Annotated in this window: 15 protein-coding genes; 12 read left to right on the top strand and 3 right to left on the bottom strand. The window is 39.9% G+C overall.

Going from position 1 to position 16387, the window contains the following annotated elements:
* The first annotated feature begins 177 nt into the window (after positions 1 to 177).
* The 5 genes from AMICO_RS04760 (at position 178) to AMICO_RS04740 (ending at position 4451) form a co-directional block, all read left to right on the top strand.
* Positions 178 to 903 carry a DUF4238 domain-containing protein gene (locus AMICO_RS04760; RefSeq protein ID WP_083775774.1) on the top strand — a complete coding sequence of 242 codons (726 nt, stop codon included), beginning with the start codon at positions 178 to 180 and terminating at the stop codon, positions 901 to 903.
* Entirely contained in the window at positions 888 to 1133 is a 246-nt protein-coding gene (locus AMICO_RS04755; protein WP_041459342.1) for a hypothetical protein, read from the top strand. Before AMICO_RS04760 ends, AMICO_RS04755 begins: the two co-directional genes overlap by 16 nt.
* Positions 1134 to 1258: 125 nt before the next feature.
* On the top strand, positions 1259 to 2458 hold the full coding sequence (locus tag AMICO_RS04750) for an SIR2 family protein (RefSeq protein WP_013048323.1): 1200 nt from the start codon (positions 1259 to 1261) through the stop codon (positions 2456 to 2458).
* A gap of 55 nt (positions 2459 to 2513) precedes the next feature.
* Positions 2514 to 4217 (top strand): ATP-binding protein, encoded by a 1704-nt coding sequence (locus AMICO_RS04745; protein WP_211204290.1) that lies wholly within the window; start codon positions 2514 to 2516, stop codon positions 4215 to 4217.
* A gap of 21 nt (positions 4218 to 4238) precedes the next feature.
* On the top strand, positions 4239 to 4451 hold the full coding sequence (locus AMICO_RS04740; protein ID WP_013048321.1) for a KTSC domain-containing protein: 213 nt from the start codon (positions 4239 to 4241) through the stop codon (positions 4449 to 4451).
* 329 nt (positions 4452 to 4780) lie between these two features.
* Here AMICO_RS04740 and AMICO_RS04735 read toward each other — a convergent pair whose 3' ends face one another.
* Positions 4781 to 6286 (bottom strand): glutamate synthase-related protein, encoded by a 1506-nt coding sequence (locus tag AMICO_RS04735; protein WP_013048320.1) that lies wholly within the window; start codon positions 6284 to 6286, stop codon positions 4781 to 4783.
* A 662-nt stretch (positions 6287 to 6948) separates the two neighbouring features.
* On the opposite strand from AMICO_RS04735, the gene AMICO_RS04730 reads away from it, so the two are divergent.
* The gene (locus AMICO_RS04730; protein WP_013048319.1) at positions 6949 to 7665 is read left to right on the top strand and encodes a PDZ domain-containing protein; all 717 of its coding nucleotides are present in this window, start codon (positions 6949 to 6951) and stop codon (positions 7663 to 7665) included.
* Positions 7666 to 7830: 165 nt separating this feature from the next.
* Here AMICO_RS04730 and AMICO_RS04725 read toward each other — a convergent pair whose 3' ends face one another.
* Both AMICO_RS04725 and AMICO_RS04720 read right to left on the bottom strand, forming a co-directional pair.
* A complete protein-coding gene (locus AMICO_RS04725; protein ID WP_013048318.1) occupies positions 7831 to 9711 on the bottom strand; it encodes a TRAP transporter permease in 1881 nt (626 codons plus the stop codon).
* A 114-nt stretch (positions 9712 to 9825) separates the two neighbouring features.
* Positions 9826 to 10812: a TAXI family TRAP transporter solute-binding subunit gene (locus AMICO_RS04720; protein WP_013048317.1), complete on the bottom strand. Its 987-nt coding sequence runs from the start codon at positions 10810 to 10812 to the stop codon at positions 9826 to 9828.
* A 251-nt stretch (positions 10813 to 11063) separates the two neighbouring features.
* Between AMICO_RS04720 and AMICO_RS04715 the strand changes: the two genes are divergently transcribed.
* From AMICO_RS04715 to AMICO_RS09890, 6 genes are all read left to right on the top strand, one after another.
* On the top strand, positions 11064 to 12047 hold the full coding sequence (locus AMICO_RS04715; RefSeq protein ID WP_013048316.1) for a helix-turn-helix transcriptional regulator: 984 nt from the start codon (positions 11064 to 11066) through the stop codon (positions 12045 to 12047).
* 76 nt (positions 12048 to 12123) lie between these two features.
* On the top strand, positions 12124 to 12456 hold the full coding sequence (locus AMICO_RS04710) for an ARPP-1 family domain-containing protein (RefSeq protein ID WP_013048315.1): 333 nt from the start codon (positions 12124 to 12126) through the stop codon (positions 12454 to 12456).
* Positions 12457 to 12631: 175 nt separating this feature from the next.
* Positions 12632 to 13588 carry a MurR/RpiR family transcriptional regulator gene (locus AMICO_RS04705; protein ID WP_083775773.1) on the top strand — a complete coding sequence of 319 codons (957 nt, stop codon included), beginning with the start codon at positions 12632 to 12634 and terminating at the stop codon, positions 13586 to 13588.
* 93 nt (positions 13589 to 13681) lie between these two features.
* Positions 13682 to 14671: an ornithine cyclodeaminase family protein gene (locus AMICO_RS04700; protein ID WP_148211331.1), complete on the top strand. Its 990-nt coding sequence runs from the start codon at positions 13682 to 13684 to the stop codon at positions 14669 to 14671.
* A 177-nt stretch (positions 14672 to 14848) separates the two neighbouring features.
* The gene (gene dctP, locus AMICO_RS04695) at positions 14849 to 15769 is read left to right on the top strand and encodes a TRAP transporter substrate-binding protein DctP (RefSeq protein WP_148211330.1); all 921 of its coding nucleotides are present in this window, start codon (positions 14849 to 14851) and stop codon (positions 15767 to 15769) included.
* A gap of 102 nt (positions 15770 to 15871) precedes the next feature.
* Positions 15872 to 16384, top strand: a complete 513-nt coding sequence (locus tag AMICO_RS09890) for a TRAP transporter small permease (RefSeq protein ID WP_013048311.1) — start codon at positions 15872 to 15874, stop codon at positions 16382 to 16384.
* Positions 16385 to 16387: the final 3 nt, after the last annotated feature.

The following is a 16387-nucleotide window of genomic DNA, read 5'->3' as shown; positions in this document are numbered from 1 at the left end:
TCGTGTAAGACAAAATCATCCGGTAGGGAAGCTTATAATCGGTGACATTTCAAATGAGATGTAAAGAAACGAACTATTAACTTGTTAGGCATGATAAACCATATGAGTGAATTGCATATAAAAAATCATTTTGTGCCAGAGTGTTATTTAAAAAGATGAGCAGATTCTAATCATCAGATTTGTCTTTATCGTACACTTGTTAGTCATGACACCGTTCCTGTATGGAAGAAATGCTCTGTTGCTGCAATTGCTTACCATAAACACTTGTATACCCGTATGGTATCAGGGGAAGAATCAGACGAATTTGAAAGGTGGTTAGACAGCGAGTATGAAACCCCTGCCAACAGAGCTCTTGAGAAAGTTGTATCAAACCAGAGGCTGACTGTTAATGATTGGCAAGTATTGATAAAATTTCTTGCTGCACAAGATGTTAGAACTCCTGCAAGGTTATATGAACATTTGAAACGTAGCAGGGAATCACTACAGGAAGCATTAGAAAACACATTACAAGTGCTGAAAGAAAAACTTGAATGTGATGAAAAAATTGATGGTGCTAACCTTAAAGTAACTAATCAAACAGCTTCTCTCTTGCCGCTGAGAGTGACAACGGAATCTTCTTCAGGTGAGAAAGAAGTAACTATAAAAGCAGAAACATATATAGGCCGAGGCACGTGGCTTTTCTCAATCAGGCATTTGCTTGAGAATACGTTTAAAGTTTTGCTTAATCATAAATGGACAATTGTTAAACCTGCAAAGGGTTTTAAATGGTTTACTAGCGACAATCCAGTTGTAAAACTAAACTTCACAAATTCACAAAATTATGATCTGAAAGGCGGGTGGGGTAACCCGAAGGGTAACATTTTTTCCCAATCAGTCCCAAACATGCAATGTTTGTCCAGATAGGCGATAAACCAATGCAAAAGGGAACTATATTGTCTGTTGATAAGACAGTATTTTTTAGGAAAATCATAGCAGAAAATGCAAACAGAATGATTTTTGCAGATAGCTTCGATAATGAAAATGAGAAAATTTTACCGAGATCTGTAGATAGTATTCAATATAAAAAAGAACAAGCTGAATTAAAAAAATGGCATGATCTTAATAAACAATCAGAACTGGAATATTATAAGTAATGACCTAACCAACGGCTGCACTGGACTGCAGGGGCCGCACGTCCGTGGTAGCTTGTTAGCCAATCTGGCCCGAGCCTGAGTTATGTGCAAGTGTGACAATTACACACCTATAAGGAGATAAATGAATGGTCAAATTTAATCTCGTAAGAGAAATTCGAGAACTAAAGAACCAGCTCTCTTATTCTAAAAAATATGGCTTCTTTTTTGGGGCTGGTACATCTTGTGCTTTAGGAGTCCCCAATATAGCTACTTTGACAACAGGTGTAGAAAGCGCTCTACAAGATGACCAACAAGCTAATTTTAAGAAAATCAAAGATGAACTTGATTCTATATACCCAGACAAAACTATAAATATTGAAGACATTCTTAACCAGTTGCGGCAAATCAGATCAATAACTGGAGAAAGAGGTGATAAAAGTTATTTAGATATAAGTGGAGAATTAGCAACAGATCTTGATAATGAAATTTGCAAACAAATATATGAAATAATAAGCAAAAGCGAAGAGACTGTCGATCTTTCAAATACCAAGAAATTCTTTGCTTGGTTAAATATGCAGAACAGGGACTTTTCAAAAGAAATCTTCACATCCAATTATGATTTAATTATTGAGAAATCCTTAGAGGCAATACGTACCCCATACTTTGATGGATTCGTTGGATCTTATGAACCGTTTTTCTGGCCTGAAAGTATAGATAGATTTGTAGAAAAATCAGATTTAACACAGAATTGGATTCGGCTATGGAAGATACATGGTTCTTTTAGTTGGTTTTGGAAAAAAAATAGTGATTGCAATCCTCATAATATAGTCCGCGTTGGGAAAATCTCAGACATTAAAAATTTAGATAATGAGCTTGTTATTTATCCATCTAAGGAAAAATACGATTCTTCCCAAAAACAACCATTTGTCGCTTATTTTGATCGATTCAAAAATTTCCTCTTAGGCGGAGAACGTCTTTTTATCTTTACTGGATATTCATTTTCCGATCAGCATATCAACGAAATAGCATTCAATTCACTAAGACAAAATAATCGATTATTTATTTTGGTTTTCTTTTACCAAGATTCAGAAGTGGAGGAATTATATAAGGTATCCTCGCCATTTCTAAATTTGACTGTTTTTGGACCAACTAAAGCAATTATCAACGGAACACTTGGTGAATGGGAGTATAAAGAAGACGACTTGAACCAAAATGACAAATCAGAGAGTTATTGGGATGAGACAAATAATTGTTTAAAGCTCGGCGATTTTAATCATTTCATAAATTTCCTAATCACAAACTCCGGGAAAAAAGAAAACATCGAGGTAATTGCAAGTGGACAGTGAAATAACATACCTCGGGAAAATAATTAGGGTGGACTCAAGCACTGTCGAGGTCGAGGTGTCGGATGATATCCCTTCCGCTGCACCAATAATTAATGGTCGTTTGTACAAAATTGGACAGATAGGTACTTTTGTAAAAATGCCAATGGGCAATATTACAACCTATGGAATAGTATCTTCTGTTAGCAATACCCCAGGGAAAAGTGATGAAAATATAATAGGTCAAATTGTTGGGTCTCGTTTTTTGAGTGTCCAGCTTGTTGGAGAAAAAATTGGCGATGATGATTTTGAGAAGGGCATTGGTACCTACCCAACAATTAACGATGAGGTTCACTTGGTAATTGAAAAAGACTTGTTTGACATATATGGGGGAAAAGATGCTGGCTCTATTGAAATAGGGAAACACTCTTCTTCGGATAATTTGAGTGTCTATGTTGATATCCATAAACTGATATTACGGCATTGCGCCATTTTAGGTTCAACAGGTAGTGGGAAGTCAAATACTACTGTTAGCATACTAAGAGCAATATTAAACGATTATGATGGCTCAAGAGTGATTTTAATTGACCCACATGGTGAATATGCTTCTGCCTTTCCTAGTGCAAAAGTTTTCAGAATAAATGCCCCTTCTAACCCTTTATATATCCCGTTTTGGTTGATGAATTTTGATGAATTAGCCTTTTTTCTTGTTGGTGCGAAGCCGACTGATGATCAGAGGGTAGAGTATCGTTTATTACGAGAGTTAATAACAACATTTAAGAAGGAAAACTGTAAACTAAAGTCAGGTGATGTGACTCAAGAGTTTATTACTGCGGATTCTCCAATTCCTTTTAGTGCCCGTAAATTATGGTATGAAATGAATTGGTGGCTGAATGCAAGTTTTGAATCGACAAAAAAAGATGAACAAAAGCGAGAGACTAAATATGAAATAAATAAAGGTGATTATGAAAATCTTATTGGAGCAGAATTTACCTCCCATTTGACTACGGCCAACAATCAACCCCCACATGTAAGCCAGCATAAAGATTTTTACTCATATGAAAAAAAGCTTTTAGCACGTCTTAAAGATTCCAGATTTAATTTTATGTTTCACCCTGGTGATTACAAAGATGCATCATCCTCAAAAGACTTGCATAATTTGTTGAATGAATGGATAGGCAGTGAAAACAAATTGGCCATACTTGATCTTAGCGGAGTCCCTTTTGAAGTATTGGATATTGCGATTGGATTGATTACAAGATTTGTCTATGACAGCATGTATTGGGGAAAATATGAGTCTTATACTGGAAAAAATCGCCCGCTCTTGCTTGCTTACGAAGAAGCCCATACTTATTTAAACAAGAATGATAATAACAGTTATTCGAAAAACGCTGTTGAACGAATTTTTAAAGAAGGTCGGAAGTTTGGGGTTGGGGCATTAGTCATATCTCAAAGACCTTCTGAAATTTCAGAAACCATCCTTGCTCAAGTTGGAACGCTAATAGCTTTACGTTTAACAAATTCAGGGGATCAATCTATTGTTAAATCATCATCTCCAGACAATTTAAATAGTTTGATAGACTTGTTGCCTTCTTTGCGGATTGGTGAGGCTGTTATTGTTGGTGAATCAATCAAGATACCATCCAGAATAAGAGTAAAACTGAACAATCCAAGACCGACGAGTGAAGACCCCAAACTTGTAGAGTGTTGGAGTAAAAAATATGAGCCCTCTGAGGAAAATTACAAATCTGTAGTAACTAAAATAAGAGAGCAAAAAATATAACTCTTAAAAAAGGTGGTATTTATGGACAGACAAAATGTTAATTCATCAATAATTCGAAGCATTGGCTATGATGCAAACAATTCTACCCTTGAAATTGAATTCAATAGTGGTCCAGTTTGGCAATATTTTGATTTTCCTGAATCACTTTGGCTTGAGTTTGAAGCCTCAGAATCAAAAGGGCATTTTTTTCGTCTAAAGATAAAAAATCAATACTCTGAATCAAGAGTAGGATAATATCACATAACAAATGGCTAAAGAGCGACCACAACTGCCGCTATGCGACAGTTGTGGCGCCTTAGTCAATTGTTTTCTTATGGACAAAAATCTGAGAAAGGTTTGTGCAAAGAAGTTGTACAAAATGAACCTCTACTAAAAAATGAGCCCTGCATTTTCAAGGAGTTATGGTGTCAGTCATAGTTTTCATGCGCCTCCACTTCATAAATAAAATCAGCCAGCAGAAGATTTTCTGCTGGCTGCTGTTTCTATGTATTAAATCTTACCGATTAAGGATCTAAACTACACCCAAATAGGGGAAGTGCAGTAAAAGAGCTTTTCCCTCTTATTTAACCCATAAGATCGCTTGCGTAGTATGTAAGCGGAATCAAATCGCTCCTGTCAAAATATTTTAGATCGAACTTACGGTTTAAAGCAGCAAAATGTCTCAGGCCAAATGCCAATTTATTGAGATAGGAGAAAACTCCAATTGCTCCTGTAGAGAAGTTGTCAGCTTCTTTTCCATATATCCCTCTGAGGTCAGCGAGATCATGAAAAACCTCATCTACAGTACTGCCAAATTTCTTGAAGAATTCGGGCGTTCTGCCTGCTTTTATCTCGTCTCCAATTGTCTTTCCTGTCATGGCTGCTGCCATAGAGGCACGACAGACACCAATAGCATTAATAAATCCATCTCCATATGCAAGAGACTTGAATATCTGATCTTCACTGGCAAAACCACCAGTCATGACCATTGCAGGAAGAACCTTGCCCTGTTTTTGTAGTTTTGCACAGATATCTACGACAACTTTTTCAAGCAAAATTGTCGGGAGAGACCATTCATTCATCATCTTCGAGGGGCTATAGCCTGAACCACCGCCAGCGCCATCAAATGTTACCATGTCAACTCTGTTTTCCACTGCCATATTGATTACACGTTCCACATCAGACGGATCGAAACCAGCCATTTTGAAGTAGACGTTTTTCATCCCCATGGCGCGTAGTTCAGAAATCCGTTTTGACATTGATTCTTCCGTCCACATCGGCAGTCTTCCGTAAGTGTAAAAATTAGGACAACAACCCTTTTCCTTAAGTTCTATTATTTTAGGATCAAATGGATTGGGAAATACAAGAGCTCCGCACTCAACTTTTTTTACGGCCTCGTCATAGTCCTTAATCCTGTTGGCCGGTTGAGTTCCCTTGGCACCCTGACCGAACTTAAATTCCAGAGCCTCAAAGCCATATTTGTTCAAAGCTATTTCAGGAACGCCCATAAGGTGGTCATCGACGTTGCACTGAAGCACCATCTGCCCGACTCCTCGATAATATTTATAAAAGCTATCATGGATTTTTTGAAGCATAGGGAACGATGAAATTTTACCGTTCTCTATTTTCAGTTCATCGTCTTTGTTCCTTGCATCTTCCCCTATCATGCAGGTAACTCCTGCCATAGCAGCGCCACCAAAATAATCAACCCAGTTCATTTTTATTAAAGCGGGCAAAACAATAGGCAGATCCAGCTTTATTTTATTATCATTACCATATTCAGAAGCCAGATTAACGTTAAATATCTCAGCATGTTCATAATCAGCCTCTGTCCCTATGGCGCCAAAAGCACGACCGTTTATGTTGAAATGAGAAAAATCTACTGGATAATCCTTTTCCGACGCAATCTGATTAGGGCCTGTAGTTGTGGGATAAACAGACATCTTTCCCAGAACTGCTGCCTGACCAATCTCACAAGTTCCCAAACATTTATCTGCACACAAAGAACACATTCCTGACTGAGGAGAAATATACTTACTTCTGTTTCTTGCTGCCGTAAAGCCTGAACTTAAACTTGGTGAAAATGACATAAAAAAACCTCCCCTTAAAAATTTTACCCTATCTCTTATATAACCTCTGTTTTGGTTAGAGCTATTGTATCACCTGAATTATATTGTGTGATCCATAAAGTACTCATCTTACCGCCTAATTCTTTCAATATTAATAATTTCTGTTCAATAAGCAATTTTGCAATTCCTTGTCTTGATATTTCGATATAAAAATTAGACCTAATCCGTACCAATCTGAAGTACAGTATGCCGCAAAACGCTGGAATTTCTGTCTCACACTAGAGATGTTCTTCAAAAATAACGTTTTGTCTCTGTTTGTAGAACTTTACTTGTAAAAAGGAGTGTTAGTAGTATTGTTGTGTGAGTAGAATTAATTTTTTGTTTGTCAAATCCAAATTCAGGAGTGGACAGAAATAGGATTGAGTCTCTATAATGCTGTAAATTTCACAGAGCTAAAGTGGGATGAGATGAAAGGTTGAAAAAAGCCATACTATGATTAACAATATGAAATTTCTTTTCAGCAATGCCTCCTAACGCTCTAATAAAGAGTTGATAAGATTAGAACGCACCTATAAACCAGCTGATAAAGCCACAAACATCTGTTATTGAGAGCCCCCATAAACTGTCGGTCTGCCTCCTTAAAATGTTTTGAATAGCAAGGTTTAAATAAAGGAGGTAAAGAGATGAAACGTATTCTTGGAATGCTTCTTATCATATTAACCTTATTGATAGTTATGGCATCATCTTCCTTCGCCGCTAAACTCTATACTACGACAATCCATGAAACAACAGTGGAAGAAGTGCAAGACATGATTTTAGAAGTCATGACTGGCAAAAATTTTACAGTTGATGAAGTAGACAAATACAAAATTATAGTTGCAAAGAATTTTGGTGATGGGTTTTGGGTGACATCACAGCTATGCAAGGTAAAATTCAACATGTTAGAGCGTGACGGGAACATCAAGTTGATGGTTAGTGAAACGGAGTTAGTGCAGGGTCAACTTGCACGTCAACGATCAATCGACCATCTTATTCCTCTTATTAAAGAAATTCGCAATAAAATTGACGGAACACCAATGGATCAGATTGCCAGCGAAGCCGTTAATCAACTTCCTGGCTCTGGAAATGAACGGCAAAAAGCTCTTGGGATTATTCTAGGAGATAAAAATGGTGAGGGATACATTCTTATTCCAAAAGTAGAACCTGGGAGCTTAGCTGCAGATGAAGGTCTGCTGCCTAAAGACATCATTATTGAAGTCAACGGCCGTAGTACCAAAGAAATGGAAAGCAGCGCTCTAAAATCTTACCTGGCGAATAAATTTGCAGCAAATGCTTCAATCATGCTTTTTTATAATCGGAATGACACGACAGAAATGGTTATTTTAAAACAACAAATGTAGCTCTCTCTTTTTAAAATTTAAAAAACAGCAGTGCATTTTAAGAATAAGATCAACAAGGTGATAGAGCTTTTAAAACAATTTCTGCCATTGGCAGTATAAAACTGGGCGGCTCAAGGGCCGCCCATACTGTTTATTATGCGTATAGAGTTTGTTATGTTAGTCAGGTCAGCAAGTAACTTCAACAACTTTCGGCTTGGATAGCATAAAAAGAAACACTGTGAATACCACACTGGCCATTGAAAGCAATGGATGATGATATAGTGCAGCCAAAGCTGAGATGGCAAAAGCTGTTCTGTGCCATAAGGGCAGAGGACCACGGGCATAACCTGTCAAAGCGAAAGCGATGCCGGTAAGAGCTCCTATTCCGCTTATGAGAGACGTTAAGTTCTCTGTAAGTACGCCCTGAAGTATAAGACCTGGATCGTAGCAGAAAGCGAAGGGTACAATAAATGCTAAGATACCCAGTTTACAAGCAGCAAAACCGGTTTTGTTAGGCGATGAGTCCGCAATAGATGCAGCAGCATAAGCGGCCAGTGCTACTGGCGGCGTAATGTTGGAAACAATGGCGTAATAGAACACGAAGAGATGTGCCGCTATTGGAAGAAAACCCATCTTAACGAGGGCGGGAACACCTAACGCCGCACCGAGAATGTAGGCGCTGGTTGTAGGCAGTCCCATGCCAAGAATAAGGGAAACCAGAGCGATCAAAATAAGCGCCAGCAGTGAGTTTCCGCGGGCAATGCTGATAACAGCACTGACGAACTTAAAACCGATACCTGAAAGAGCTACCGATCCAACCACCAATCCAGCAGAGGCACATGCCGTACAGATAATGGGGATGTTTTCAGATCCATCATGTATGGCTTCAAGAACCTTTTTGGGTCCCATACGCAGGGTTGGATTAATAAGCGACAAAGCCCAAGCCAAAGTTATGCCGGCAATGGCCCCATACATGGGGGTATATCCAAGCAAAAGCATATAAACAAGCAGAACAACGGGAGACATCATATACAGTCGCTTGAATACAGCTTTTTTAGAGGGCAGCTCATCAGCTGGAAGCCCTTTAAGCCCGTCTTTGACTGCAGTAAGGTGAACCATCAGAAGAACAGCGCCATAGTAGAAGAGTGAGGGGAGAATAGCGGCAACCATAATCTTATTGAACGGAACCCCTAAGAGGGCTGCCATAACGAATGCGCCGGCGCCCATGATAGGAGGCATAATCTGTCCCCCGGCACTGGCAACAGCTTCTACGGCTCCGGCAAAATGAGGTTGGTAGCCAATACGCTTCATTAGTGGGATGGTAAAAGAGCCTGTGGCATAGACGTTGGCCACAGCTGATCCAGATATGGAACCGAACAGGGCCGAACTAACCACAGCTATCTTAGCAGGTCCCCCAGCTGCAGTTCCGGTAAAGGCCTGCGCAAATTCCATGAAATATTCGCCGACGCCGCTTTTCTCAAGGAAACCGCCAAAAATAAGGAAGATCATTACAAAGGTTGCGGAAACCCCCAGCGACGAAGAGAAAATCCCCTCATCTGTTAGGAACATACCCTCGATAATTCTGTCGAATTCTGTAGGCACTCCTCTAAGTACAGAGGGAAGAAAACTGGCATCACATACGTAAGTATAAACTGTAAAGACTAATGCTACGATCACAAGGGGCAGCCCTACGATGCGCCGAGTTGCTTCCAGAAGAAGCACGATCAACATGGTGCCAAGTATGAGCTGGGCAGTGGTGAGTTCATCAACTCCCTGCATACGCATCATGAGTTGGTCATAATTAATCATGATGTATAGGCCAGGAGCCGCGGAAGCAGCAGCAAGAATCCAATCATACCAGGGCACTGTTGTATCAGGAAGCTGGTCTTTTTTAAAGGGGACAAGGGGATAGAGCACAAAGGCCATAGGCAGCACCCACGTTAAGTGAATTGCCCTTTGGAGAAAGGCCTCAAAGGTACCAAATACAGCAGTATAAAGATGGAAGAAACCCATAGCAAGGACATAGACATATAATGCCTTTGCTACAAAACCGTCAAGTTTTCTCATGAAATGGAACCCTCCTTGACAAATAAATCGAAACGATACAGAGACATAAACGACAAAGGCGGGCTTGATGCCCGCCTTATTGGTTTTGAGTGTGCATAAAAAAGTTCTTTTAGGCTATTTCTTGGCGGCCTCTGTCCAGTATTTTATTGCTCCTGCATGGCTCTTGATAGGATCTCCAGGAATCGCCGTTGCGGGATTCAGTTCTTTTATGTCCACCACTGCCTTGGAAAGGGATTCCTGATTCTCATGCATTGTTTTGCAGAGGTCGTAAACCATTTTTTCGTCGAGGTCGTTGCGTACCACTATGCAGGTGTAGTCTCCCACAACCTTTACAGGTGTATCTTTAACGGATTTGTAGATGCCGGGATCTACTGTAAAGGTTACAGTACCGTAATCGGCACCAACTTTATCAAGGGTTTCCTGTTCCATTCCAAGTATCACAATATCAGTCTGGCTCTCTACCTGCATAACGATGGAGGCGACCTTGCCTACTGAGAAGGCAAAAATATCAATATGTTTGTCTGCGATAAGATCTGCGCCGTCAGAGTAGGAGGCATATTCTACAGAGCCACCCCATTCCTTCAGGGCCTTGCGATAGTCAAGCCCAAAGCCAGATTTAAAAATACCGTTGATAATAAACTCGGAGCCTGTACCGGTCTTAAGAGTTGCAAAACGTGTTGGGATCTTGCGGGCAACCAAATCATCAAGGGACTTAATGTTATGTTTTTCTACGAAATCTTTGCGGGCGAGGAAATATGTGTACTGTGTATAGAGGTTAGCAAGTATAGTAGCATTTTTAACCTGCTCTTCGAAGGGAGCGCCAGCGCCTTTTTGGGCTACGGCAACCATGGACGTGTTAGAAAAACCGAAATCACCTTTACCCTTATCAGCGTTGATGATGTTGGCCACGGCACCACCGGTAATGCTAGTGGTGGGAACAGTTTTCTGAGACCATAGGTCAGCAAGAGCACCACCCAGGGCAAACCAGTTACCACCCGGCGGTCCCGCCATAAAACGCAGCTGATCAGGCGTGTCAGCAGCAACCATTGAAGCGGAAAACACACAGGTCAAGGCAAGGAGTAAAATAACGAATTTTTTCAAACGAAACCCTCCCTTATAATTTTTAGAAAATGAAAACATAAACCCAGCTCATTCTGCGTACACCTTTAATATTTAATATATCTATCTTCAAAGATATTGTCAAATTTGATGTATAATTTACAGATGAATGTATTTAAATAAATACAATTGTTTTAAAATTTAAAATACGGTTGCATCCATATAATGAAAAAATAATAGATGAATTGCACTTTAAGGTTTTCTTTGAACTATAATAAAAAGGAGGGGTAATCTTGCCCAGAGACCTGAGCTCCGTGAGACTTTCCCGCCTAAATAACCTTGTTCTTGCTTTTTACTCCACGCCTCGGATGAGTAAGAGAGAAATAATAACCCGCCTTGAGTACTCTAGTGATCGGACCTTTGAACGAGACCTTGCCTACCTCCGAGATGAATACGCGGTAGACATTTCTTACAACCGAAACACTAGTCAGTATGTTTTTTATGGCCGGGGGAAGTTTCTTGTCTCCACAGCATTGACAGAAAGAGAAGTTACATCTATGGCAGCAGGCCTTAAAATGGCTGCCCATTTTTTGCCACATCTGGAAGATGCCTGCACAGAACTTTGGGGAAAACTGAAAGGAGTTCTTCCTGAGGATATTCCTGAGAAAGGAGAGCAGCTTGCCCTTTCTACTGTAGTAGCTCTTCCTGTTTCTTTCATGGACTCTGCTGTATTTGAAACACTTTTTAACGCTATACAAGAGAAAAAAACTGTCAGACTCAGGTACTGTTCTCCTTACGGGGACGGTGCTCCTAGAGAACATGAAATTTGCCCCTGGGGAATGTACTTCCGTGCTCATGCCTGGTATTTATGGGCTTGGAGCTGTAGCAAAAATAGCCCTATGACTCTCAGGATTGGGCGAATCTCTTCTATAGTAGCTTACGGAACGCCTCCATATGTTGAGCCGCCAGAGAATTTTGATGTTGGAGATTATGCTTCTTCTGCGTGGTATGGTTGTACAGGAGAAGGAATCCATGACGTTTCGTTGAAGATTGAACCACCCCTCGCAGCTGTAGTAGCGGAAACCACCTGGCATCCTACCCAAAAGATAGAAGAAAATGAAGATGGTTCCATCATATTGTCGGCAACGGTGCCTAATCTTGGCGATGTTGCACGATGGGTAATGGCCAGCGCTCCCTATGCCAAAGCGCTCGAGCCCACAGAACTGAAAACTCAGCTTTATGAACTAGGGACAAGCATAGTAAATAGCCATAGTTGATAACACACATAACCTGTCGCCCTGAGTCCTTAAAATGGTTTGTAAATGGATAGAGCCATTAAGAGGAGGTTTTTTAATGGTTTTTTCGGCGATGGAAACATTAAACAAATTTGAGATTGGCGAAATACAGGATAAGAAAACCAAAAAAAGAATAACTAAAGAACGTGCCAGGCTTTTTTTACAATCCATCGTTGAAGCTGAGGAAACAAAACATCCTTCTGTAAGCTGCGGACACGACTATCGCTACGAAGGAACACAAGTAATAGCCTCTGCTCTCGTTGGGGGAAAGGAACTTATTCATCTGACTGCTTTTTCTATCGATCAAAGCAGCTCTCTCAGCAAAAAAACCAAGAGAAGGCTGACACGTTATCGAAACAGGATGGAACTGAGGAGGTTCAACAACGAGTAGGCAGTGGCACATAAATAGGGTAACAATCAATAGAAGACGTGGTGGTAAGCCTTCCTTTTGTGGGGCACTATCACGTCTTCGTTATGTTTGAAGAAGAGAAGCTTATGCTAAAAATCACTTAGCTGAAAATTTATGGCTATTTGTGCGAAAATAAAAACATATCTTGACAGTTTTCATGTGGGGTAGTATAAATAATGAAGAGCTAAATTTCATTATATTTTTAAAAGGTGGAAAATTATTCATGATAAATTCGGAAAGTGTTTCCGTTCTTGATCAATTAAAGAAAATCTCATCGTCTTTAAGTCCTAAACTAAGAAAATTGGCAGAATACGTTGCTGGAAATTACGTAAAAAGCGCATTTATGAATGCTGCAACTTTGGCATATAACTCTGGAGTAAGTGAATCTACTGTAACGAGGTTCGTAGCGATTCTGGGATATTCAGGATATTCCGATTTTCAGTCAGCATGTCAGGCTATGGTTCAAAACCATATTTCAACCCTTGAAAAATACCCACTAGATGCTTCAGGGAAAAGTAGCCTAGACATATACCGTCAAGTGATGTCAATGGAAGCTCAAATGTTAAGCAGGGCTTCTGAGATAATTTCGAAAGATGTTATGGATACTATCGTTGATTTAATATATGAAGCTTCTGATGTGGTCATTGTTGGAACAGTAGCTAATGTTTGTCTTGCTGAATATGCTAATTATTTTCTTAGCATCCTTGGCCCGAACGTTCACAAAATAACCCGGTTGGATATTGAAAGTTTAATGAAAATTCGGAAAATGCCGCCCAAAACAGTGGCAATGGTTTTCAGTTTCCCACGATATTCCAAGCCTACACAAGATATTCTTGAATACCTAAAAGCAAAAGAAATCCCTATAATTGGTTTTACAGATAGCGTAGCTTCACCAATAATTCCTTTCATAAAGTACCCTCTAATAATTCCACAGCAGTACATTACTTTTATTGACCCATTTGGTGCGGTAATGGCTCTAATTCATGCGTTGTTCACAGGGGTCTATCTCAAGGACAAAGATGCTTCTCAAAATAAGGTTAAACAGTTTGACTCTTATTGTAAGTCTCAAAACTTTTTGATTAGGAAAGAGATTAATGTTGTCGATTTAATTTAATCTCATTTATGTATTTTTATTATAACTATTGAATACTCGCGAGCGCTTGCCTTGTATTGAAACATATAAAACGTAGAGGGGATGATGTTGCATATGAAAATACCTGAGGTGCTATGGCTATCACAGGAAGAAGTAGCAAGTCTCGGACTATCAATGAGAAGCATAATTGATGCCGTAGATGAAGGATTGAAGTTGAAGGGCGAAGGGAAAGTGGAACTCCCAGCAAAAATAGGTGTGCATGCGAGGAAAGATTGCTACATTCACGCTATGCCTTGCTGGGTTGGCGGCGACATCGATGTAATGGGAATTAAGTGGGCAGCTGGCTATCCAAGTAATCAGGCCAAAGGTCTTCCTTACATTAATGGTATATGGTGCATGAATGATTGTGAAACAGGACTTCTTAAAGCCGTCATGGATGCAAACTGGATAACTGCATGGAGGACAGGAGCAGCTTCCGGTGTATGCGCAAGATATATGGCAAATCCTGAATCAGAAGTTATTTCAATTATTGGCTTAGGTGTACAAGGAAGAACTAACTTATTGGCTATGAAAGAAGTTCTTCCCAAACTAAAAGAAGTTAAGATTTACGATATTTTCCCCGAACAGGTTAAACGATATGAAGAAATTCTTTCTCCGCAACTCCCAGGAGTTACATTTGTCCCCTGCAAAGACGTAGAAGCAACTGTTAAAAATGCTGACGTAGTAATTACCTGTGCTCCTATCGTTGAAAATCCGGAGCGCTTTGTCCGTTCTTCTTGGCTTAAAGATGATGTACTAGCTATTGCTGTGGATTATGATTCATCTCTCGATGCTGACATAATGACAGGTGGCGTTTTTGTATGTGATGATAGAAATCAGTATCTGGAAACCCAGAGCTGGTCCTCTTATTTTCATGGCGGATATCCAACTTCTGAACAGATCTATGCTGATATGGGAGAAATTTGCGCAGGTATAAAGGCTCCCGTTACTAGTGGCAGACGGGGAGCAGTCCTTATGGGAATTGCAAGCCATGATATCATGACCGGTCGGCTTCTATATCAAATGGCAGTAGATAAAGGAGTAGGAACCTGGCTAAAAATTTAAGCATTAAAAAAAGATTTTTCTGCTTTTGTGCTTAGCAGTACGTTTATAAAACAACAAAAATAGGGAGGGTGAATAGGTTTGACCAAGAAGCGAAATTGGCCGAAATTGTTAGTGTTGTGTATACTGTGTGTATTTGTCCTCTGTTGCACAAGTGCTCCTTCCGAAGCTGCTAAAAAAATGAGAATTAGAATGGCGGGGCAAAGCTCCGTAGATCACCAGGCTACCATTCACCAAAAGGAATTTGCAGAAACAATTGGGCAAGCTACTGATGGGCGTATCGAAATCAGGGTTTATCCTGCCAACCAATTGGGCGACTACACGCAGGTTTATGAAGAAGTGGTAAAAGGCAGTATAGAAATGGCTTTGATATCTGTCCCGAGCCAGTTCGATCAAAGGCTTGAACTCACATATTTCCCCTATCTGCTGGAAAATTATGAGCAGGTAAAGGAAGCATATGCTCCAGGTGGTTTCCTTTACGATATTCTTGAGGGCCTTCATGATAATTTAGGAGTTAAACTTCTGGGATTTAACATTGAGGGATTTGGCGGGTTCGGAACAACGAAACCAGCAGAAGACCCTGCTAATCCTGATGTAAAGAAAACCGTATTAATACGGGTCCCTCCGATGGATGTCTTTAAGTTATCGACAGAAGCCATGGGGTTCCCAACAGTCTCCATTCCTTACGCTGAAACATATACAGCTCTTCAAACTGGAGTGTGCGAAGGTTGGACTGGTGGACCTCCCGTGCTTACCTGGCTTAACTACAGGGACGTTATAAAATATTACTATCAGTATAATTGTTACCTAGAAACTGAGAGTTGGCTTATAAACAAAGATTTTTGGAACAAGCTTAGTGCTGAAGATCAGAAATTGTTCTTGGATACGGCCCAAGTTCTTCAGTTGAAGAGTGTCGCAGTTTCAGAAAAAGAGGACAAAGAATATCTTACGAAACTCAAAGATTTTGGCATGGAAGTAACAACATTTTCCAGTGAAGAACTCGCCACAGTGGCAGCTAAAGTTCGAGAAGTAGCTTGGCCGAAGCTGGAAAAAAGAGTATCACCTGAGATCATGTCAAAACTGAGAGAGCAATATCAATAAGTATGTTAGAAACTATACAAGTCTAAGAGGTAGGTCTTTGACCTACCTCTTATTTAATACCCAAATAAACGTTTAATGATCGTTGAAGGGGGACTGAAGACTTTGGAGAAAAAAAGAGGTGGCATTATCTGGAATGGTTTATTGGCTTTGCAGCGGAATATCATGTTTTACTTCAGTTTAATCATAGCAGTTTCTATAACTATAGGAGCAATGCTTCGTTACGTTTTTAAAACAAACCTTTATGGCATGGAAGAAATTATTTCCATTTTTGCCTTTTGGCTTTACTTTGTTGGTGGAGCTTATGGCGCTTTCGAAGATAGTCATATTAAAGCAGATGTTGTCTCGTCTTTTGTAACGAATCAGAAACTTCAATCAACTTTAATCGCCTTTAGCACAGGAGTTACTGCCTTTTTTTGTTTTGTTGGTATTTATTTGGCATGGGGCATGCTTAGTTTTTCTTTTCTCAGGGGGACACAAACACCCGTTTGGCGCATTCCTCTATGGGTTCCCCAGGGGTCAGTTTTCTTAGGCTTTGTCCTTATGGCCTTTTATTTCAGCATTCACTTTAAAGACCACTTTAAAAAAGCGAAAGAGATTTACATGGGGCGTATTTAAACC

This window comes from Aminobacterium colombiense DSM 12261, from assembly GCF_000025885.1.
GTDB lineage: Bacteria > Synergistota > Synergistia > Synergistales > Aminobacteriaceae > Aminobacterium > Aminobacterium colombiense.
Note: the sequence above shows the minus strand (reverse complement) of the source record. Positions and strands in the feature narration are given on the sequence as shown.